This window comes from Streptomyces genisteinicus (assembly GCF_014489615.1).
GTDB lineage: Bacteria > Actinomycetota > Actinomycetes > Streptomycetales > Streptomycetaceae > Streptomyces > Streptomyces genisteinicus.
Genome location: NZ_CP060825.1, coordinates 4,242,353 through 4,261,779, shown reverse-complemented (window position 1 = coordinate 4,261,779; position 19,427 = coordinate 4,242,353). Strand labels below are relative to the sequence as shown.

General features: G+C 73.0%; 18 protein-coding genes. 5 read left to right on the top strand and 13 right to left on the bottom strand.

The annotated features are described in order from the left end of the window. Window positions 1-111: 111 nt before the first annotated feature. From IAG43_RS18550 to IAG43_RS18495, 12 genes are all read right to left on the bottom strand, one after another. A complete protein-coding gene (locus IAG43_RS18550) occupies window positions 112-504 on the bottom strand; it encodes a YccF domain-containing protein (RefSeq protein ID WP_187741846.1) in 393 nt (130 codons plus the stop codon). Next, a complete protein-coding gene (gene htpX / locus IAG43_RS18545) occupies window positions 501-1,367 on the bottom strand; it encodes a zinc metalloprotease HtpX (protein WP_187741845.1) in 867 nt (288 codons plus the stop codon). The genes IAG43_RS18550 and htpX overlap by 4 nt, the downstream gene beginning before the upstream one ends. A 147-nt stretch (window positions 1,368-1,514) precedes the next feature. Further along, window positions 1,515-3,032, bottom strand: coding sequence for an NADH-quinone oxidoreductase subunit N (locus tag IAG43_RS18540; RefSeq protein WP_187741844.1), 1,518 nt, complete (start codon window positions 3,030-3,032; stop codon window positions 1,515-1,517). Next, entirely contained in the window at window positions 3,029-4,591 is a 1,563-nt protein-coding gene (locus tag IAG43_RS18535; RefSeq protein ID WP_187744530.1) for a complex I subunit 4 family protein, read from the bottom strand. The genes IAG43_RS18540 and IAG43_RS18535 overlap by 4 nt, the downstream gene beginning before the upstream one ends. A 27-nt stretch (window positions 4,592-4,618) precedes the next feature. Further along, window positions 4,619-6,619, bottom strand: coding sequence for an NADH-quinone oxidoreductase subunit 5 family protein (locus IAG43_RS18530; RefSeq protein WP_187741843.1), 2,001 nt, complete (start codon window positions 6,617-6,619; stop codon window positions 4,619-4,621). Next, a complete protein-coding gene (gene nuoK, locus IAG43_RS18525; RefSeq protein ID WP_187741842.1) occupies window positions 6,616-6,993 on the bottom strand; it encodes an NADH-quinone oxidoreductase subunit NuoK in 378 nt (125 codons plus the stop codon). Before nuoK ends, IAG43_RS18530 begins: the two co-directional genes overlap by 4 nt. Further along, a complete protein-coding gene (locus IAG43_RS18520; RefSeq protein ID WP_246574419.1) occupies window positions 6,993-7,640 on the bottom strand; it encodes an NADH-quinone oxidoreductase subunit J family protein in 648 nt (215 codons plus the stop codon). Before IAG43_RS18520 ends, nuoK begins: the two co-directional genes overlap by 1 nt. Beyond that, window positions 7,637-8,257, bottom strand: a complete 621-nt coding sequence (locus IAG43_RS18515; protein WP_187741841.1) for a NuoI/complex I 23 kDa subunit family protein — start codon at window positions 8,255-8,257, stop codon at window positions 7,637-7,639. The genes IAG43_RS18520 and IAG43_RS18515 overlap by 4 nt, the downstream gene beginning before the upstream one ends. After that, complete coding sequence (locus tag IAG43_RS18510; RefSeq protein ID WP_187741840.1) at window positions 8,254-9,225, bottom strand: complex I subunit 1/NuoH family protein; 972 nt, start codon at window positions 9,223-9,225, stop codon at window positions 8,254-8,256. Before IAG43_RS18510 ends, IAG43_RS18515 begins: the two co-directional genes overlap by 4 nt. Further along, on the bottom strand, window positions 9,222-10,499 hold the full coding sequence (locus IAG43_RS18505; protein ID WP_187741839.1) for an NADH-quinone oxidoreductase subunit C: 1,278 nt from the start codon (window positions 10,497-10,499) through the stop codon (window positions 9,222-9,224). Before IAG43_RS18505 ends, IAG43_RS18510 begins: the two co-directional genes overlap by 4 nt. Next, on the bottom strand, window positions 10,496-11,098 hold the full coding sequence (locus IAG43_RS18500) for an NADH-quinone oxidoreductase subunit B (RefSeq protein ID WP_187741838.1): 603 nt from the start codon (window positions 11,096-11,098) through the stop codon (window positions 10,496-10,498). Before IAG43_RS18500 ends, IAG43_RS18505 begins: the two co-directional genes overlap by 4 nt. Next, window positions 11,089-11,487 carry an NADH-quinone oxidoreductase subunit A gene (locus tag IAG43_RS18495; protein ID WP_187741837.1) on the bottom strand — a complete coding sequence of 133 codons (399 nt, stop codon included), beginning with the start codon at window positions 11,485-11,487 and terminating at the stop codon, window positions 11,089-11,091. Before IAG43_RS18495 ends, IAG43_RS18500 begins: the two co-directional genes overlap by 10 nt. A 271-nt stretch (window positions 11,488-11,758) precedes the next feature. On the opposite strand from IAG43_RS18495, the gene IAG43_RS18490 reads away from it, so the two are divergent. The 5 genes from IAG43_RS18490 (at window position 11,759) to IAG43_RS18470 (ending at window position 18,832) form a co-directional block, all read left to right on the top strand. After that, complete coding sequence (locus IAG43_RS18490; RefSeq protein WP_187741836.1) at window positions 11,759-13,000, top strand: sensor histidine kinase; 1,242 nt, start codon at window positions 11,759-11,761, stop codon at window positions 12,998-13,000. Between the two features lie 331 nt (window positions 13,001-13,331). Continuing rightward, window positions 13,332-14,654, top strand: a complete 1,323-nt coding sequence (locus IAG43_RS18485; protein ID WP_187744529.1) for a sensor histidine kinase — start codon at window positions 13,332-13,334, stop codon at window positions 14,652-14,654. A gap of 239 nt (window positions 14,655-14,893) precedes the next feature. Continuing rightward, a complete protein-coding gene (locus IAG43_RS18480) occupies window positions 14,894-15,565 on the top strand; it encodes a response regulator transcription factor (RefSeq protein WP_187741835.1) in 672 nt (223 codons plus the stop codon). A gap of 251 nt (window positions 15,566-15,816) precedes the next feature. Beyond that, complete coding sequence (locus IAG43_RS18475; protein ID WP_187741834.1) at window positions 15,817-17,781, top strand: 2-oxoacid:acceptor oxidoreductase subunit alpha; 1,965 nt, start codon at window positions 15,817-15,819, stop codon at window positions 17,779-17,781. Window positions 17,782-17,830: 49 nt separating this feature from the next. Continuing rightward, the gene (locus tag IAG43_RS18470) at window positions 17,831-18,832 is read left to right on the top strand and encodes a 2-oxoacid:ferredoxin oxidoreductase subunit beta (RefSeq protein ID WP_425508648.1); all 1,002 of its coding nucleotides are present in this window, start codon (window positions 17,831-17,833) and stop codon (window positions 18,830-18,832) included. An 87-nt stretch (window positions 18,833-18,919) separates the two neighbouring features. Here the strand turns inward: IAG43_RS18470 and IAG43_RS18465 are convergent, their stop codons facing one another. After that, window positions 18,920-19,345, bottom strand: coding sequence for a winged helix-turn-helix transcriptional regulator (locus tag IAG43_RS18465; protein WP_187741832.1), 426 nt, complete (start codon window positions 19,343-19,345; stop codon window positions 18,920-18,922). Window positions 19,346-19,427: the final 82 nt, after the last annotated feature.

Below are 19,427 nucleotides of genomic sequence, written 5' to 3'. Positions count from 1 at the left end.
TGCGCAACGGGCGCTCCCGGCGGCGGCGTTCACCCGGCCGTCGTGCGGCGCCCCGGGCCCGGGGCGGCCCGCCGGAGGGCTTCTCCGGCCTCCCGCGGCCCGGACCGGTGGTCAGACGCCCGCGAAGGGGCGGTCCGTGGGCACGATGTCCCTGCCGAGGGGCATCAACGACACCGGGATCAGCTTGAAGTTGGCGATGCCGAACGGGATGCCGATGATCGTGACGCAGAGCGCGAGGCCGGTGACGATGTGGCCGATCGCGAGCCACCAGCCCGCGAGGACGATCCAGAGCACGTTCCCCACCAGGGAGGGGGCGCCGGCGTCGTGGCGGTCCACGGTGGTGCGCCCGAAGGGCCAGAGCGCGTAGACGCCGATCCGGAACGCGGCGAGGCCGAAGGGGATGCCGATGATCGTGATGCACAGCAGCAGACCTGCCAGCAGATACCCCAGGAACAGCCAGAATCCGCTCAGGACCAGCCAAATGACGTTCAGGATTGTCTTCACGGGCGATGACCTGCCATCTGTTCGAGTCGGGCGATTCGCTCCGCCATCGGCGGGTGCGTGGAGAACATCTTGGTCAGGCCGCCCCTGCCGGGACCGAAGGGGTTGGCGATCATCATGTGACTCGCCGTCTCCAGCCGGGGCTCCGGCGGCAGCGGCAGTTGCTTGGTCCCCGCGTCCAGCTTGCGCAGGGCGCTCGCGAGGGCGAGCGGGTCGCCGGTCAGCTGGGCTCCGGAGGCGTCCGCCTCGTACTCCCGGGAGCGGCTGACCGCGAGCTGGATCACGGAGGCGGCGAGCGGGCCGAGCAGCATGATCAGCAGCATGCCGAGGAGTCCCGGTCCGTCGTCGTCGTCGGAGCGGCCTATCGGGATCAGCCAGGCGAAGTTGACCAGGAACATCACGACGGACGCCAGGGCTCCCGCGACGGAGGAGATCAGGATGTCGCGGTTGTAGACGTGGCTCAGCTCATGGCCGATGACGCCGCGCAGTTCCCGTTCGTCGAGGAGTCTCAGGATGCCGTCGGTGCAGCACACCGCTGCGTTGCGCGGGTTGCGGCCGGTGGCGAAGGCGTTGGGCGCCTGGGTCGGGGAGATGTAGAGCCGCGGCATCGGCTGGCGGGCGGCCGTCGACAGCTCGCGGACCATCCGGTACAGCGCGGGGGCCTCGAACTCGCTGACCGGGCGGGCGCGCATGGCCCGCAGGGCGAGCTTGTCGCTGTTCCAGTAGGCGTAGGCGTTGGTGCCGAGGGCGACGACGAGCGCGACGATCAGCCCCGTCCGGCCGAAGAAACTGCCGATGACGAGGATCAGCGCGGACAGCCCTCCGAGGAGTACGGCTGTCTTGAACCCGTTGTGCCGGCGGTGCACGGTACGCCCTCCAAGTGGTGCGGCGGGGGACCCTTCGCGTGGTGTCGCTCCACTTCCCAGTGGACCCTTCTCTACTGGTCAACGCCAGGCGAAGGACGCGGGTTCCCCGAGCCGCGGGGCGCTCGGTGCGGGCCGTACGGGTGAAGCTCAGAACAGCGTGTCCGCCGCGAAGCGGAGCACGAGCTGCGGATATCCGGACAGCACCACGCCGACGGCGGCCGTCAGGGCGATGGCGACCGTGACGGGCGCGGGCGTGCGCCGGCGGTCCGCGGGGGCCTCCACCGCGCCGGCCGGGGCGCGGAACAGCAGCGCGGTCCACCGGAGGTAGTAGGAGAGCGCGATCACCACGTTCACCCCCATGACCACGGCGAGCCAGCCGAGCCCCGCGTCGACGGCCGAGGAGAAGACGGTCACCTTGGCGAAGAGGCCGATGACGCCCGGCGGCAGCCCGGCGAGGCAGAGCAGGAAGAAGGCCATGGCCAGCGCGGCGAGCGGACTGGTGGCGTAGAGGCCGCGGTAGTCGGCGACGCGGTTCGCCGGACGGCTGCGCGCCACCAGCGCGGCGACGGCGAAGGCGCCCAGGTTGACCACGGCGTACATCAGGGCGTACGCCACGGTGGCGCCGATCTGGTCGTCGCTGGAGTACGCGGCGGCCGCGACGGGCACCAGGAGATACCCTGCCTGCCCCACCGACGACCAGGCCAGCAGCCGGACCGCGCTCCCGTGGCGTTCCGGGCGCTGGCGCAGGGCGGCCGCGTTGCCCGCCGTCATGGTGAGCGCGGCGAGCACGGCGACCGCCGGGCCCCAGACGTCCGCATAGCCGGGGAAGGCCACCACGGTCACCAGGATGAGGCCGGTGAAGCCGACGGCCTTGCCGACCACGGAGAGGTAGCCGGCCACCGGGAGCGGGGCGCCGGCGTAGGTGTCGGGCACCCAGAAGTGGAAGGGCACCGCCGCGGTCTTGAAGGCGAAGCCCACCAGCGTGAGGGCGACGCCCGCTGTGGCGAGGGTGCCGAGCTGTCCGGGGACCTCCTCCAGGCCGGCGGCGACCTGGGCGAGGTGGAGGCTGCCGGTGGCCGCGTAGACGAAGCTGACGCCGAGCAGGGTGACGGCGGTGGCGGTCACGGAGGAGAGGAAGAACTTCAGCGCCGCCTCGCTGGAACGCCGGTCCCCGCGCTTCAGGCCCACCAGGGCGAAGGCGGGCAGGGACGCCACCTCCAGCGCGACGACCAGCGTCGCCAGGTCCCGGGAGGCCGGGAGCAGGGCGGCGCCGGCCGCCGAGCAGAGCAGCAGGAACCAGTACTCGCCGGCCGGCAGCCGGCGGCGGGTCTCGGTGAGCGAGAGCACCGCGGTCAGCAGCGCCCCGCCCAGCACCAGGAACTGGATCGCCAGGGTGAAGTGGTCCGCCGTGTAGCTGCAGGTCCCCGGGTCGCTGGTGAGGCAGAAGGTGGACCGGTCGCCCTCGCGCAGCGGCACGAGGCACAGCAGCGCCGCGGCCAGGCCCGCGATCGTCACGGCGCCGAGGAGCGGCTTGCGGCGTTCGGGGACGAAGAGGTCGGCGACCAGGACGACGAGCGCGGTGAGGGCGGCGACGGTCGGCGGGGCGATGGTGAGCCAGTCGACGGACTGGACGAGGCTGGTGACGCTGTCGGCTGCCACGGTCACGACCTGCCTCCCGCGAGGAGCTGCTGGACCGCCGGGTCGGTGAGGCCGAGGAGGACCGCGGGCCAGAGTCCGGCGAGGACGGTGAGGGCGACCAGGGGCGTCCAGGCGGCGAACTCGTGGCCGCGGACGTCGCTCAGGCCGGGGGCGTCCGTCTCCGGGACGGGCCGGGGGCCGCCCATGCACACCCGGCGCACCACGATCAGCAGGTACGCGGCGGTGAGCACCGTCCCGAACGCGGCGACCGACATGAACACCAGGAACGCGGGCCGGCTGAGCCCCTCCGCGGGGTCGAACGCCCCGAACAGGGCCAGCATCTCGCCCCAAAAGCCGGCCAGGCCCGGCAGCCCCAGGGAGGCCACGGCCGCGAAGGCGAGCAGGCCGCCGAGCCGGGGGGCCCGGCCGTAGAGGGCGGCGCCGCCCGCCCCGGCGAGGGTGTCGAGGTCGGCCGTGCCGTAGCGGTCCTTGACCGCGCCGACCAGGAAGAACAGCAGGCCGGTGATGAGGCCGTGGGCGATGTTGGCGAAGAGGGCGCCGTTGACGCCGGTGGGGGTCATCGAGGCGATGCCGAGCAGCACGAAGCCCATGTGCCCGACGGAGCTGTACGCGATCAGGCGCTTCAGGTCGCCGCGCGCGCCGCTGCGGGCCAGGGCCAGGCAGGCGAGGGAGGCGTAGACGATGCCGACGACGGCGAAGGCCGCGAGGTACGGGGCGAACGTCCGCATGCCGTCCGGCGCGACGGGCAGCACGATGCGCACGAACCCGTAGGTGCCCATCTTCAGCAGGACGCCCGCGAGGAGGACGGAGCCGACGGTCGGGGCGGCGGTGTGGGCGTCGGGCAGCCAGCTGTGCAGCGGCCACACCGGGGTCTTCACCGCGAGCCCGATCCCGATCGCCAGTACGGCGGTGACCTGCACGGACGTGGTGAGTCCCCGGCCGTTGTCAGTGGCGAGTGCCACCATGTCGAAGGTGCCGGCCTTCAGCCCGATCAGCAGGAGGCCGAGCAGCATGACGACCGAGCCGAGCAGCGTGTAGAGGATGAACTTCCAGGCGGCCGCCTGCCGTCCGGCACCGCCCCAGCGGGCGATGAGGAAGTACATGGGGACGAGCACCGTCTCGAAGGCCAGGAAGAAGAGCACCAGGTCCAGGACGGCGAAGGTGGCGAGGGTGCCGGCCTCCAGGACCAGGATCAGGGCGACGAACGCCTTCGGGGAGGGGCCCGCGGGCCTGGCGAAGTAGCTGTGGAGCGCGCAGAGGAAGGTCAGCAACGCCGTCAGCACGAGAAGGGGGAGCGAGATGCCGTCGACACCGAGGTGGATCCGCACGTCCAGTGCCGGGATCCAGCTGATGTCCGTGGTGGCCTGCATCGCCGAGGGCCGGTCGTGGTCGAAGCCGAGGGCCAGGACCACGGTCGCCGCGAGCACGGCGCCGGTGACGGTCACACCGTGGCGCAGCACGGCCTGGTCGGGACCGGAGCCGCGCAGGCCGGGCGGGGCCGGCAGCAGCGCGGCGGCCGCCCCGGCGAGCGGGGCGAGGACGACGAACGCGAGCAGGGCCTGCATCACGGACTCGCTGATATCGATCACGGCTCACGACCCCGCGTTCGTGGTGGACAGGACGACGGCGGCCACGGCGAGCAGGACCGAGCCCGCGAGCAGTGCGGCGAGGTAGGTCTGCACGTTGCCGGTCTGCGCGCGCCGGACGGCGGCGCCGAGCCACCGGACTCCGGTGCCCGATCCGCTGACGTACGTGTCGACGACCTCACGGTCCAGGAAGCGGACGAGCCGTGCGCCCGCGCGCACGGGGCGCACGAAGAGCGCGGAGTAGACGGCGTCGAGGTGGAAGCCCGCGGCGGCGTGCCGGTGCAGCGGGCCGAGGAGCAGCCGGGAGGGGTCGGCGGGGTCGGGGGCGGCCGAGACCGAGCCGTACGCCGGGGTGTGGGAGGCGATGGCCTCGGCCTCGGAGACGGCGGGTTCGGCCCCGGGGTGGGCGGCGACCGCGCCGATCGGGGGGCGGCCGGCGAACGCCGCGGCGTGGCGCCAGGCCGCGTAGGTGACCAGGCCGCCGACGAGGGCGACACCGGTGCCGAGGACGGCCGTGGTCAGCTCGGGGGCGAGGGCGTGCCCGTCGAACCAGCCGGGCAGCACGGAGACGGTCAGGCCGAGGCCCATCGAGGGGATCGCGAGGACCCAGAGCACGGCGGTCATCGCGAGAGGCTGCCTGCCGTGGTCGGGCACTTCGGGGCCGTGGCCGCGGAAGGCGAGCAGCCACAGGCGCGTCGCGTACGCGGCGGTGAGCAGGGCGGTCAGCAGCCCGGCGACCAGCACGGCCCAGCCGGCGGCCGCGGGGGCGGCGGACGAGTCGCCGAGGGCGGTGTGCTCGGCGGCGACGAGGACGGCTTCCTTGGAGAAGAAGCCGGCGAAGGGCGGGATGGCGGCCAGGGCGAGCAGGGCGACGGTCATCGTCCAGTAGGCGTCCGGGACGCGCCGGGAGAGGCCGCTCATCCGGGACATGGCGGCGAGCGAGTTGGTGCCGGCCGCGTGGATGACCACGCCGGCGGCGAGGAAGAGCACGGCCTTGAAGGCGCCGTGGGACAGGAGGTGGAAGACGGCGGCACCGCGGTCGCCGACGGCCAGCGCGCCGGTCATGTATCCGAGCTGACCGATCGTGGAGTAGGCGAGGACCCGCTTGATGTCGTCCTGGGCGAGGGCGGCGATCGCGGACCCGGTCATCGTCACGGCGGCCATCACGGCGAGCACGGTCATGGCCGCCGCCGAGGCGGCGAACAGCGGAAGGAGGCGGGCCGTGAAGTAGACGCCGGCCGCGACCATCGTCGCGGCGTGGATCAGCGCGGAGACGGGGGTCGGGCCCGCCATCGCGTCCGGCAGCCAGGTGTGCAGCGGGAACTGCGCCGACTTGCCGGCCACACCGGCGAGGAGCAGCAGGGCGACGAGCGTGGGGTTGTCGACGGTGCCCGCGGCGACGGCGTCGAGGATTCCGGTGATCCGGAAGGTGCCGGTGTCGGCGGCGAGCGCGAACAGGCCGATGAGGAAGGGGACGTCGCCGAGTTTGGTGACCAGGAACGCCTTCAGGGAGGCGGCGCGCGCCTCGGGCGTCTCCCAGTAGTGGCCCACCAGGAAGTACGAGCAGATGCCCATGATCTCCCAGCCGACCAGCAGCACCATCAGGTCGCCGGAGTAGACGACGAGCAGCATCGCGGAGGTGAACAGCGAGACCAGCGCGGCGTAGGAGGGGTAGCGCGGGTCGTCGCGGAGATAGGCCGTGGAGTAGATCTGCACACAGATCGCGACGACGCCGACGAGGACGGCGACCAGGGCCGCGAAGCCGTCGACGTACAGGGCCAGGCCGATCGGGACCGAGCCGGTGGGCGTGAGTTCGGTGGCCGCCTCGATCGCCCGGCCGCCGTCCTGGCGCAGGGCGGTGACGGCGGCGAGCACGGTCGCCGCGAGGACGGGCAGGACGGCCAGCGGCCGCACGAATCCGGGGGCGGTGCGGCCGAGCAGCAGTCCGGCCGCCGCGCCGAGGAAGGGAAGGAGGGGGACGAGGACGGCGAGGGTCGTGGTGGTCACGCGGTGGCCTCGGCCTTCTCCTCGCGGTCCGCGGGTGCGTCACCGGCGCCGGACGGCTCGTCGTGGCGGCTCTCGGCGGTGTCCCGCAGGCGGTCGACGTCCGAGGAGCCGCGGTTGCGGTAGACCATCAGCACGATCGCGAGGCCGATGCCGATCTCGGCGGCGGCGACGGCGATGACGAAGAGAGTGAGCGCCTGGCCTGCGTGGAGGGTGTCGCGCAGCCAGACGTCGAAGGCGACCAGGTTGAGGTTGACGGCATTGAGCATCAGCTCGACGGACATCAGCACGAGGATCGCGTTGCGGCGTGCGAGGACGCCGTAGAGGCCGACGCAGAAGAGCAGGGCAGCCAGCGCGGCGGGGTAGGCGAGGTGCATCAGCGGGGGCCCTCCGGGTCCTCGGTGTCCGCCGCGGTGCTCCCGGTGCCCGCCCGGTGGCCGGTCTCCGGCGGGGCGGCGTCGTCCTTGCGGGAGCCGTCCTTGCGGGAGTCGTCCTTGCGGGAGAGGACGATGGCGCCGACGAGTGCGGCGAGCAGCAGGACGGAGAGGCCCTCGAAGGGCAGCACCCAGTGCTGGAAGAGCATGGCGCCGGTCACCTCGGTCGACCCCTGGGCGGGGCCGTCCAGGTCGATCCAGGTGGTGCGGAAGGCGTCGAGCACCACCCACAGCAGGGCGGCGGCCGCCGCGGCGGCGACCGCGAGGGCGAGCGGCCGGTTGCCGGAGTCGGCGTCCGGCGACCGCCCGATGGGGGCCTTGGTGAGCATCAGTCCGAACAGGAGGAGGACGACGACGGATCCGACGTAGATCAGCACCTGCACCCAGGCGATGAACTCGGCGGTCAGCAGCAGGTACTCGACGGCGAGGCCGCCGAGGGCGACGACCAGCCACAGGGCGGCGTGCACCAGCTGACGGGTGGTCACGGTCACGAGCGCCGCGCCGAGCGTGACGAGGCCCACGAGGACGAAGGCGACCTCCACCCCGGTCGGGGAGAGGAAGTCCTGCGGGGCGGCTTCGGCGAGCGTCATACGGGACCTCCCTCACCGGACGCGGAGGGGTCCGGGTAGCGGCCGGGGCGGGGACCGGAGGACCCGTCGCCGGGCGCGTCCGCGGCCGCCGCCTCGGCGGCGGCGAGCTTCTCGACGGCCTTGCGCGCCGCCGCGACCTCCTTGGGCTCCTCGGCGGCCGGGTCGAGCGGCGGCGGTGCGGGCACCGTCCACATCCACTCGCGGAGCTTGTCCCGCTCGTGGGTGAGCTCCAGGATGTCCGTCTCCGCGTACTCGAACTCCGGCGACCAGAAGAGCGCGTCGAAGGGGCACACCTCGATGCAGATGCCGCAGTACATGCAGAGGGAGAAGTCGATGGCGAACCGGTCGAGGACGTTGCGGCTGCGCTCGCGGCCGCCGGGGGCGGCGGCGGGCACCGTCTCCTTGTGGGAGTCGATGTAGATGCACCAGTCCGGGCACTCGCGGGCGCAGAGCATGCAGACGGTGCAGTTCTCCTCGAACAGCCCGATCACCCCGCGGCTGCGGGGCGGGAGTTCGGGCAGGACGTCCGGGTACTGGGCGGTGACGGACTTCCTCGTCATCGTCCGCAGGGTGACGGCCAGGCCCTTGGCGAGGCCGGATCCGGGGAGCGGGGTCACGACTGGATCACCACCTTGACGACGCCGGTGAGGGCGATCTGGGCGAGGGCGAGCGGCACGAGCACGGTCCACGCGAGCTTCTGGAGCTGGTCCTCGCGCATCCGGGGATAGGAGACCCGCAGCCAGATGACGACGAAGGCGAGCACCGCGGTCTTGAGCAGGGTCCACACCCAGCCGAGCCCGTCGGCGCCGAACGGACCGTGCCAGCCGCCGAGGAACAGGACGGTGGTCAGGCCGCACAGGACCACGATGCCCGCGTACTCGGCGAGCAGGAACAGGGCGAAGCGGAGGCCGGTGTACTCGGTGTAGGCGCCGAAGATGATCTCGGAGTCGGCCACCGGCATGTCGAAGGGCGGGCGCTGGAGTTCGGCGAGCCCGGCGACGAAGAAGACGACGGCGCCGGTGATCTGCCAGGGCAGCCACCACCACTCGAAGGCGTCGAGGATGCCGGGCAGCGAGACCGTGCCCGCCGCCATGGCGACGGAGGCGGCGGTGAGCAGCATCGGCAGCTCGTACGCGAGCAGTTGGGCGGCGGTCCGCAGGCCGCCGAGGAGGGAGAACTTGTTGGCGGACGCCCAGCCCGCCATCAGCGAGCCGAGCACGCCCACGCCCATCACGGCGAGGACGAAGAAGATGCCCGCGTCGACCACCTGGCCGACCGCTCCCTCACCGGGACCGATCGGGATGGCGACGAGCACCAGGAGGTAGGGCAGCAGGGCCACGGCGGGGGCGAGCTGGAAGATGCGCCGGTCGGCGGCGGCCGGGACGACGTCCTCCTTCTGCGCGAACTTCACGCCGTCGGCGACCAGCTGGGCCCAGCCGTGGAAGCCGCCGGCGTACATCGGGCCGAGACGGCCCTGCATGTGCGCCATGACCTTGTGCTCGGTCTGGCCGACGACCAGCGGGAGGACGAGGAACACGGCGAAGACGACGAGGAGCCGGACGGCGACGTCGAGAACGTCGTTCACGCGGGGTCGCCTCCGGCGGGTCGGCGGGGGGTGCCCCCGGCATCTGGGTCGGGCTCGGGGGTGGGGGTGGCTTCGGCGGGGGTGCCTTCGGCGGGCGGGGCGGGGTCGGGCGCGGGGTCCCCAGCGGGGGTGCCTTCGGCGGACGGGGCGGGCTCGGGCTCGCGTTCGGCGGGGGTGGCGCCCACGGCCGGAGTGGCCCCGGCGGGCGGGGCGGGCTCGGGTGCCGTGGGGGCGTCGCCCTCGGCGGGAGTGTCCTCGGCGCCCGACGGCTGCGGCTCGTCCCCGGGGGCCGGTGCCTGCGGTACGGGGGTGGGCGGAGCGGTGCCGGCGGAGGGCTCGTCGAAGGCCGGGCGGGCATGGTGCCACGGGGCGTCGGAACTGCGGGTGCGGCCACCGGAGGCGGAGCCGGGCTCCGGGGAAGCGGGTGCCGCCGGGGTGGCCTGGGACGCCGAGCCCTCCGACGCACTGCGCGAACGGCGCGGGGTCGCGGGCGGCACGGCCGGGGTGGCCTGCGACGCCGAACCCTCCGACGCGCTCCGCGAACGGCGCGGCGCGGCCGCGGACGGCTGCGACGCCGAACCCTCGGAGGCGCTGCGGGCGCGGCGGGGCGGGCGTTCGGCCGGTGCCGGTGTGCCCGCGCCCGGGGCGGCGGCCGCGCGCGGGGTGCGGGCGGGCCGGGCGGGGGCCGGCGGGAGCTGGCCCTTCAGCGGACCCCATTCGTTGGGGTCGGGAACCCCCGGCGGCAGCATCTGGCGCCGCTTCGGACCGTCGTGGCCCGCGGCCGGCTCCCCCGGCTCCTTCGCACCCGGCCACGCCTTGGCCACCCGCGCCGCGAGAACGAAGTCCTTGCGCAGCGGATGGCCCTCGAAGCCGTCGGGCAGCAGCAGCGGGTCCAGATGCGGATGGCCCGTGAACCCGATGCCGAACATCTCGTGGGTCTCCCGCTCGTGCCAGCTCGCCCCGGCGTACACGCCGACGGCCGTCGGCAGCGCGGCCGCCTCGTGCGGAACGGTGGTGCGGACGAGAAGGCGGCGCACCGCGCCGTCCGCGAGGGCGACGACATGGGCGCAGACCCGGAACCCGGTGCCGGGTTCGTCGACGGCGCTCAGCCAGTCGAACCAGGTGCAGCCCAAGCTGTCGCGGGCGGTCTCCAGCGCGGCGGTCCACGATCCGGAGGGGACGTCGACGGTGAGGAGTTCGTAGCTGCGCTCGGCAGTGGCGTCGGGTCCGAAGATCTCGGTGACGGCGTCGGGAAGGCGGTCGTAGGCGTTCACCGTTCGCCCCCGTCCGTCCCGGGAGCGGGGGGCGGGGTGACGAGGCCGCTGCGCAGGGCCGCCGTCGACGGGCGGGACCCGCTGCCGGCGCGGTAGCGCTCGCCGAGCGACTCCTGGGCGATCTTCTCCTGGAGTTTGAGGATGCCCTGGAGCAGCGCCTCGGGCCGGGGCGGGCAGCCGGGCACGTAGACGTCGACGGGGATGATCTGGTCGACGCCCTTGGTCACGGAGTAGGAGTCCCAGTAGGGGCCGCCGCAGTTGGAGCAGGCGCCGAAGGAGATGACGTACTTGGGCTCCGGCATCTGCTCGTACAGGCGCTTGACGGCCGGCGCCATCTTGTCGGTCACCGTGCCGGACACGATCATCAGGTCGGCCTGGCGGGGACCGGGCGCGAAGGGGATCACACCGAGCCGGATGAAGTCGTGGCGCGCCATGGAGGCGGCGATGAACTCGATGGCGCAGCAGGCCAGACCGAAGTTGAAGACCCACAGGCTGTACCGGCGGCCCCAGTTGAGGACCACCTTCATCGGTTCGGGAGCGAGGCGCGAGAGCGCGCCGAGCCGCTTCGGCCCGGGGAGGTCCACAGGGGTCACGCCCATGTCAGGACGCCCTTCTTGTACGCGTAGAGCAGTCCGACGGCCAGGAAGCCGAGGAAGATGAACATCTCGACGAGGGTGGTCGCGCCGTATCCGTCGGCGGCGAAGACCGTCGCCCAGGGGAAGAGGAAGATCGAGTCGACGGCGAAGATCACGTAGAGGAACGCGTAGACGTAGTAGCGGACCTGGGTGTGTGCCCAGCCGTCGCCGACGGGGTCGACGCCGCACTCGTAGGTGAGGAGTTTCTCCGGCGTGGGCACCACGGGCCGGAGCAGACGCCCGGCGCCGAAGGCCACGGCGACGAAGAGCACCCCGAGCACGCCGAGCAGTCCGACGACCGAGTAGCTCTGGAAGTAGTCCGCCGCGCGTACGACCACGGTCGGTTCCGGCACGTCCGTCCTCGCTCCCTGTGACGTCGGCGATCGTGTCCGTCGCCGCTCCGCTCCGGCCCCGCGATCCCCCCGGGGCCCGCGCGTCCGGCGGCCGGGCCGCCGCGGCGGGGACGCCGTACGCCGTCTGTCGTCTGTCTCGTACGCACGGGAGTCTAGGCCCTGCCCGCGGGAGGGTGAGCAGTCGCGTCACGCATCGGGTGGGGTTATCCCTACATCCTCCCACCCATGTACCCCATGGCGTCCGTCCCCGGCGCCGGGCAGTCTGGGCTCCATGAGCACCAGCAGGCCCGCAGCCGCCGACGACCGGGAAGGATCTCCGCCCGTGCGCCTCGCATTCGACCGCCGCACCTGGAAGGAGGTCGCCCATCTCCTCGCCAACTTCCCCCTCGGGGTGGTCGCCTTCGTCTACGCGGTGGTGACCGTGTCCGTCGGCGCGGGCCTCGCGGTCACCGTCGTGGGGCTGCCGCTGCTGGCCGTCGGTCTCATGGGCGCCCGCGGAATCGGCCGGACGGAACGGGCGAGGGCCCGGGCGCTGCTGGGCGTCCACGTCGACGAGCCGAGTCCGCCGGAGGGCGGTGGGGGCGCGCTCGCCTGGATCTGGGCGCGGGTGAAGGACCCGGTGGGCTGGCGGGCGGTGCTCTACTCGGTGATCCGCCTGCCCTGGGGGGTGCTGACCTTCACCGTCACGCTGGTGGCGCTGATCGTGCTCTGGCCGCTGCTGCCGTTCCTCGCCCGGGGCATGGCGAACGCCGACCGCGCGATGGTCCGCGGACTGCTGTCGCCCTCCGGCGAGCTGGAACGGCGGGTCGCCGAACTGGAGTCGGACCGGGGCGTGGTCGTCGACACCGCCGCCGCCGACCTGCGCCGGATCGAGCGCGACCTGCACGACGGCGCGCAGGCCCGGCTGGTGGCCCTCGCGATGGGGCTCGGCCTCGCGAAGGAGAAGCTGCTGGAGGACCCGCAGGCGGCGGCCGCGATGGTCGACGAGGCGCACGGCGAGGTGAAGCTCGCCCTCCAGGAACTGCGGGACCTCGCCCGCGGCATCCACCCCGCCGTCCTCACCGACCGCGGCCTGGACGCCGCCCTGTCCGCCGTCGCCTCCCGCTGCACCGTCCCGGTGCAGGTCGAGGTGGATCTGGCGGAACGGCCCGCGGAGGCCATCGAGGGCATCGCCTACTTCACCGTCTCCGAACTGCTCCAGAACGTCAGCAAGCACGCCCGGGCCACCCGGGCCGGCGTCGACGTGTGGCGGGCGGACAACCGGCTGCTGATCCAGGTCACGGACGACGGCCGGGGCGGCGCCCGGCTCGACGGCGGCACGGGCATGGCCGGTCTCGCCGAGCGGCTCGGGGCGGTGGACGGCCTCTTCGCCGTGGAGTCCCCGCCCGGCGGGCCGACGACCGTGACCGCGGAGCTCCCCTGGCGCGACCGCGTGCCCGGCGGCGGAGCCGCGCGCGCCGGGCGGGCCGCGGGAGCCTCGGGGGCCACGGTCGTCCGGGGGAAGGCAGGCTGAACGGGGCACGGCGGCGCGGGCGGCGGGAGATCCGGATCTCCCGCCGCCCGCGCCGCTGTTCTCCCGCCGGGCGCCGCGCCGGGCGGGACGGGACGCGGGCGGGCGGAGCCCGGGAGGACCCCGGCCGCCCGCGTCGAGCGGTAGGAGGGGCGCGGTCCGGCGGGAAGCGGGACGGCGCGGGCGCAGTCCGGCGGGCGCGGTCCGGCGGGCAGCGGACGGCCCGGGGTAGGGAAAACCCCCGGCCGAGACGGAGACGGCCCTCATGGTGGCGGCGCGCCGCACCCAGCAGGCTGGGGGCATGACGGCAGGCATGGCAGAACGGACGGACCGGATGACCACGGATCTTCGACACGACACGCTCCCCCGCTCCCGGGCGCGCGCGCTGCCGCCCGTGCTGCGGGCGCCGCTGGAGGGCCGGACCTGGCGCGAGCTCTGCTGGATCGTGCTGAGCCTGCCGACGAGCATCCTGTTCTTCGTCTTCGCCGTGACGATGACGTCGGTCAGCGCCGGCCTGCTCGTGACCTTCGTCGGCATTCCGCTGCTGGCCGCCTCCTTCGCCGCGCTGCGCGGTCTCGGGGCCGTCGAGCGGATGCGGGCGCGGGTGCTGCTGGGCGCCGACGTGGCCGCGCCGGAGCCGGTGACCACGGGCAGGAGCGGGTTCGGGGCCTGGCTGGCGGGGACGCTGAAGAGCGGCGCGTCCTGGCGGCACCTGCTCTACTCGCTGCTCCACTTCCCGTGGGCGGTCTTCGGCTTCTGCCTGGTGGTGCCGCTGTGGACGGCCGGCTGGTCGCTGCTGCTGTACCCGCTGTGGCAGTGGGTGTTCCCCGCGTACGCCGATGTGAACGGCATCCAGCTGTACGGCGACGGGACCCGCGGCTACTACCTGGACTCGCCCCTGGAGATCGCCGCGACCAGCGTCATCGGTCTGCTGCTGACCCTCGCCACACCGTGGGTGATCCGCGGGCTGAGCAGTGTGGACCGGCTGATGGTGGCCGGACTGCTGGGGCCGTCGCGGCTGGCCGGCAGGGTCGTCGAGCTGGAGTCGGACCGGGGCGTGGTCGTCGACACCGCCGCCGCCGACCTGCGCCGGATCGAGCGCGACCTGCACGACGGCGCGCAGGCCCGGCTGGTCGCCCTGGCCATGGATCTGGGCCTGGCCAAGGAGAAGCTCGCCGAGGACCCGCAGGCCGCCGCGCGCATGGTGGACGAGGCGCACGGCGAGGTGAAGGTCGCCCTCCAGGAACTGCGGGACCTCGCCCGCGGCATCCACCCCGCCGTCCTCACCGACCGCGGCCTGGACGCCGCCCTGTCCGCCGTCGCCTCCCGCTGCACCGTCCCCGTGCGGGTCGAGGTGGACCTGGACCGCCGGCCGGCGGCCGCCATCGAGGGCATCGCCTACTTCACCGTCTCCGAACTGCTCCAGAACATCAGCAAGCACGCCCGCGCGACCCGTGCCTCGGTGGAGGTGTGGCGGGTGGAGGACCGGCTGCTGCTCCAGGTCACGGACGACGGCCGGGGCGGCGCCGACGCCACGGGCGGCAGCGGCCTGGCCGGGCTGGCAGGGCGGCTGGACGCGGTGGACGGCGTACTGGCCGTGGACTCCCCGGAGGGCGGCCCGACGACCGTCACGGCCGAACTCCCCTGGCGCAGCTGACCCGCTGACGCGCTCGCCCCCTGCCCCCGGCACCGGCACCGGCACCGGCACACCGAACGGCCCCGCCCCCGCCGGGTACGACCCGGGTACGCCCCGGCGCGCGCCTCAACCCGTGGTGACGGCACCGCGTCCCCCTCTCCGGAATCTCCGCAACGCGCAGCCCGCACCTGATCGCGGTCCGATCCTGGGATGCTGGAGGCGACAGGCCGGACATCTGACGAGCAGGGGGAAACGGGGCTGTGGAGGACAGGGTGCGGGTGGTCATCGCCGAGGATTCGGTGCTTCTGCGGGAGGGCCTGACACGGCTGCTGACCGACCGGGGGCACGAGGTCGTCACGGGGGTCGGCGACGCCGAGGCGCTGCTGGGGACCATCGGGGAGCTCGCGGAGGAGGACGCGCTGCCGGACGTGGTGGTCGCCGACGTGCGGATGCCGCCCACTCATACGGATGAAGGGGTGCGGGCCGCGGTGCAGCTGCGCCGCGAGCACCCCGGCGTCGGCGTGCTGGTGCTGTCCCAGTACGTCGAGGAGCAGTACGCGACCGAGCTGCTCGCGGGCAGCAGCCGCGGGGTCGGCTATCTGCTGAAGGACCGGGTCGCCGAGGTCAGGGAGTTCGTGGACGCCGTGGTGCGGGTGGCCCGCGGCGGCACCGCGCTGGACCCGGAGGTCGTGGCGCAGCTGCTCGGCCGCAGCCGCAAGCAGGACGTGCTGGCGGGTCTGACGCCCCGCGAGCGGGAGGTCCTCGGGCTGATGGCGGAGGGCCGGACGAACTCGGCGATCGCCCGGCAGCTGGTGGTGAGCGACGGCGCCGTGGAGAAGCACGTCAGCAACATCTTCCTGAAGCTCGGCCTCGCCCCGAGCGACGGGGACCACCGGCGGGTCCTGGCGGTGCTGAGGTATCTGAACTCCTGATGGCCGGATACGTGCGGCCGCATCCGTACCCCGGCTGCCGGACCCCGCACGCTCCGGGGTGATTAGGGGGTCCGCCGCCGGGATTCAGGGGCGGGTTCGCCTGACAAAGCGCACCCGGACGGCGTCTCATGGGTAGGTCCGACATGTGTGCGGTCCGGGGAAGGGCCCCCTGGCGGTCGTAGGGTTGCCGAGGGGACCGCCGGTGGGCCGGCCGTCCCGATGAGCCGCCTCGACGAGGGAGGTCCAGTTCAGTGACCAGCCAGGTCAGTAGCCCGGCCGAACAGGCCGGCGACGCCGATGGGGCCGGGCAGTCCCAGGAACCCCATGACGCCGTCGTCGGTGAACAACGCAGACCCTCGGGCGCCAAGGAGGTCCGCCGGCTGGACCGGGTGATCATCCGGTTCGCGGGGGACTCGGGCGACGGTATGCAGCTGACGGGTGACAGGTTCACCTCGGAGACCGCTTCCTTCGGGAACGACCTCTCCACGCTGCCGAACTTCCCGGCCGAGATCAGGGCGCCCGCCGGAACGCTGCCGGGGGTCTCGTCCTTCCAGCTGCACTTCGCCGACCACGACATCCTCACGCCGGGCGACGCCCCGAACGTCCTGGTCGCCATGAACCCGGCCGCACTGAAGGCCAACATCGGGGACGTCCCCCGCGGTGGCGAGATCATCGTCAACACCGACGAGTTCGCCAAGCGCGCCATGGCCAAGGTCGGCTACGACGCGTCACCGCTGGAGGACGGCTCGCTGGAGGCGTACCACGTCCACCAGGTGCCGCTGACGACGCTCACCGTCGAGGCGCTGAAGGAGTTCGGCCTCTCCCGCAAGGAGGCCGAGCGCAGCAAGAACATGTTCGCGCTGGGCCTGCTGAGCTGGATGTACAACCGGCCCACCGAGGGCACCGAGAGCTTCCTGCGGCAGAAGTTCGCCAAGAAGCCGGCCATCGCCGAGGCGAACATCGCGGCCTTCCGCGCCGGCTGGAACTTCGGCGAGACGACGGAGGACTTCGCCGTCTCCTACGAGGTGGCCCCCGCCGGGTCCGCGTTCCCCGCGGGCACCTACCGGAACATCTCCGGCAACCTGGCCCTCTCCTACGGTCTGGTCGCCGCCTCCCGCCAGGCCGACCTGCCGCTGTACCTGGGGTCGTACCCGATCACGCCGGCCTCGGACATCCTGCACGAGCTGTCGAAGCACAAGAACTTCGGCGTGCGCACGTTCCAGGCCGAGGACGAGATCGCCGGCATCGGCGCGGCGCTCGGCGCCGCGTTCGGCGGCTCGCTCGCCGTGACCACCACCTCCGGTCCCGGTGTGGCGCTCAAGTCCGAGACGATCGGCCTCGCGGTGTCGATGGAGCTGCCGCTGCTGATCGTGGACATCCAGCGCGGCGGCCCCTCCACGGGCCTGCCGACGAAGACCGAGCAGGCCGACCTGATGCAGGCCATGTTCGGGCGCAACGGAGAGGCGCCGGTCCCGGTGGTCGCCCCGTGCACCCCGGCGGACTGCTTCGACGCGGCACTGGAGGCGGCCCGGATCGCGCTGACGTACCGCACCCCGGTCTTCCTGCTGTCGGACGGCTACCTCGCCAACGGCTCCGAGCCCTGGCGGATCCCGGAGGTCGACGAACTCCCCGACCTGCGGGTGCAGTTCGCCACCGCCCCCAACCACGAGCTGGACGACGGCAGCGAGGCGTTCTGGCCCTACAAGCGCGATCCGCTCACGCTGGCGCGGCCGTGGGCGGTCCCCGGCACCCCCGGGCTCGAACACCGCATCGGCGGCATCGAGAAGCAGGACGGCACGGGCAACATCTCGTACGACCCGGCCAACCACGAGTTCATGGTCCGCACCCGGCAGGCCAGGATCGACGGCATCGAGGTGCCCGATCTGGAGGTCGACGACCCGGACGGCGCGCGCACGCTCGTCCTGGGCTGGGGTTCCACGTACGGGCCGATCACCGCGGCCGTCCGCCGGCTGCGGGCCTCGGGACACCCGATCGCCCAGGCCCACCTGCGTCATCTGAACCCGTTCCCCGGGAATCTGGGAGAGGTTCTGAAGCGTTATGACAAGGTGGTCGTCCCCGAGATGAACCTCGGCCAGCTCGCCCTGCTCATCCGGGCGAAGTACCTGGTCGACGCGCACAGTCACACCCAGGTGAACGGCATGCCGTTCAAGGCGGAGCAGCTCGCACAAGCGCTCAAGGAGGCCGGCGGTGTCTGAGACGAACACGCTGTTGTCGCTGGTGCCGAAGGCCGAGGCGCGGCAGTCGATGAAGGACTTCAAGTCCGACCAGGAGGTGCGCTGGTGCCCCGGGTGCGGGGACTACGCGATCCTCGCGGCCGTGCAGGGCTTCATGCCCGACCTGGGTCTGGCGAAGGAGAACATCGTCTTCGTCTCGGGCATCGGCTGCTCCTCCCGGTTCCCGTACTACATGAACACCTACGGGATGCACTCGATCCACGGGCGCGCCCCGGCCATCGCAACGGGTCTGGCCTCCTCCCGCCGCGACCTGTCGGTGTGGGTGGTCACCGGCGACGGCGACGCCCTGTCGATCGGCGGCAACCATCTGATCCACGCCCTGCGCCGCAACGTCAACCTGAAGATCCTGCTGTTCAACAACCGGATCTACGGCCTGACCAAGGGCCAGTACAGCCCCACCTCCGAGGTCGGCAAGATCACCAAGTCGACGCCGATGGGGTCGCTGGACGCCCCCTTCAACCCGGTGTCCCTCGCCATCGGCGCGGAGGCCTCGTTCGTGGCGCGGACGGTGGACTCGGACCGCAAGCACCTCACCGAGGTGCTGCGCCAGGCCGCCGACCACGAGGGCACGGCGCTGGTGGAGATCTACCAGAACTGCAACATCTTCAACGACGGCGCCTTCGAGGCGCTCAAGGACAAGGAGCGGGCCCAGGAGGCCGTGATCCGCCTGGAGCACGGGCAGCCGATCCGCTTCGGCGCGGACGGCGCCAAGGGAGTCGTCCGCGACCCCCTCACCGGCGACCTCCGGGTCGTGGACGTCACCGCCGGCAACGAGTCCGACGTCCTCGTCCACGACGCGCACAACCCGAGCCCGACGACGGCGTTCGCGCTGTCCCGCCTGGCCGACCCGGACACCCTGCACCACACGCCGATCGGCGTGCTGCGCAGCGTGCGGCGGCCGGTCTACGACACCCTCATGGCCGACCAGCTCGAAACGGCCGTCGAGCAGTACGGCAAGGGCGATCTGTCCGCGCTCCTCGCCGGGAACGACACCTGGACGGTCGTCGGCTGACGGCAGCCGTCCGCGCACGCGGCGAGGGGCCGGGACCACGTGGTCCCGGCCCCTCGCCGCATGTCGCCCTCGCCGCCGTGCCCCCGGTCAGGCGGTGGCGGCCGCCGGGCGGGCCTTCTCCTCGTCGTACGCGGCGCGCGCCGCCGTGACCGCGGGCACCTGCCGCTCGGTCCAGCGGGCGAGGCCCCACACCTGCTCGGCGGCCTCCCTGCCCGGTGCGGTGAGCGTGTAGTCCACCCGGGGCGGGATGACCGGCTTGGCGTCGCGGTGGACGAAACCGTCCCGCTCCAGGGTCTGGAGCGTCTGGGCGAGCATCTTCTCGCTGACGCCGCCGATCCTGCGGCGCAGCTCGCTGAAGCGGTGCGACCGCTCCAGCAGCACGGCCAGCACCAGGACGCCCCAGCGGCTCGTGACGTGCTCCAGGATCAGCCGGGACGGGCACATCGCGCTGTTCACATCCGGGACGATCCCGTCCGGGAAACCCGCCGTCTCGTCGCACTCACTCACTCCCATGCCAGTACCTTACGTGAAGGTGGGTACTTTCTCCAGGTTAGTTCCCTGCTTACAGTGGCTGAAGGCCTCCGCGAGGGGGCTC

Bases quoted from the DNA above. Each gene is read 5' to 3' on its own strand.
- IAG43_RS18535 (WP_187744530.1), bottom strand. From the start codon at position 4,591: ATGCAGGCCCTGCTCGCGTTCGTCGTCCTCGCCCCGCTCGCCGGGGCG.
- nuoK (WP_187741842.1), bottom strand. From the start codon at position 6,993: ATGCACCTCGCCTACCCCGCCGCGCTGGCTGCCCTGCTCTTCTGCGTC.
- IAG43_RS18520 (WP_246574419.1), bottom strand. From the start codon at position 7,640: ATGACGCTCGCCGAAGCCGCCCCGCAGGACTTCCTCTCCCCGACCGGG.
- IAG43_RS18500 (WP_187741838.1), bottom strand. From the start codon at position 11,098: ATGGGCGTGACCCCTGTGGACCTCCCCGGGCCGAAGCGGCTCGGCGCG.
- IAG43_RS18490 (WP_187741836.1), top strand. From the start codon at position 11,759: ATGAGCACCAGCAGGCCCGCAGCCGCCGACGACCGGGAAGGATCTCCG.
- IAG43_RS18485 (WP_187744529.1), top strand. From the start codon at position 13,332: ATGACCACGGATCTTCGACACGACACGCTCCCCCGCTCCCGGGCGCGC.
- IAG43_RS18470 (WP_425508648.1), top strand. From the start codon at position 17,831: ATGAAGGACTTCAAGTCCGACCAGGAGGTGCGCTGGTGCCCCGGGTGC.
- IAG43_RS18465 (WP_187741832.1), bottom strand. From the start codon at position 19,345: ATGGGAGTGAGTGAGTGCGACGAGACGGCGGGTTTCCCGGACGGGATC.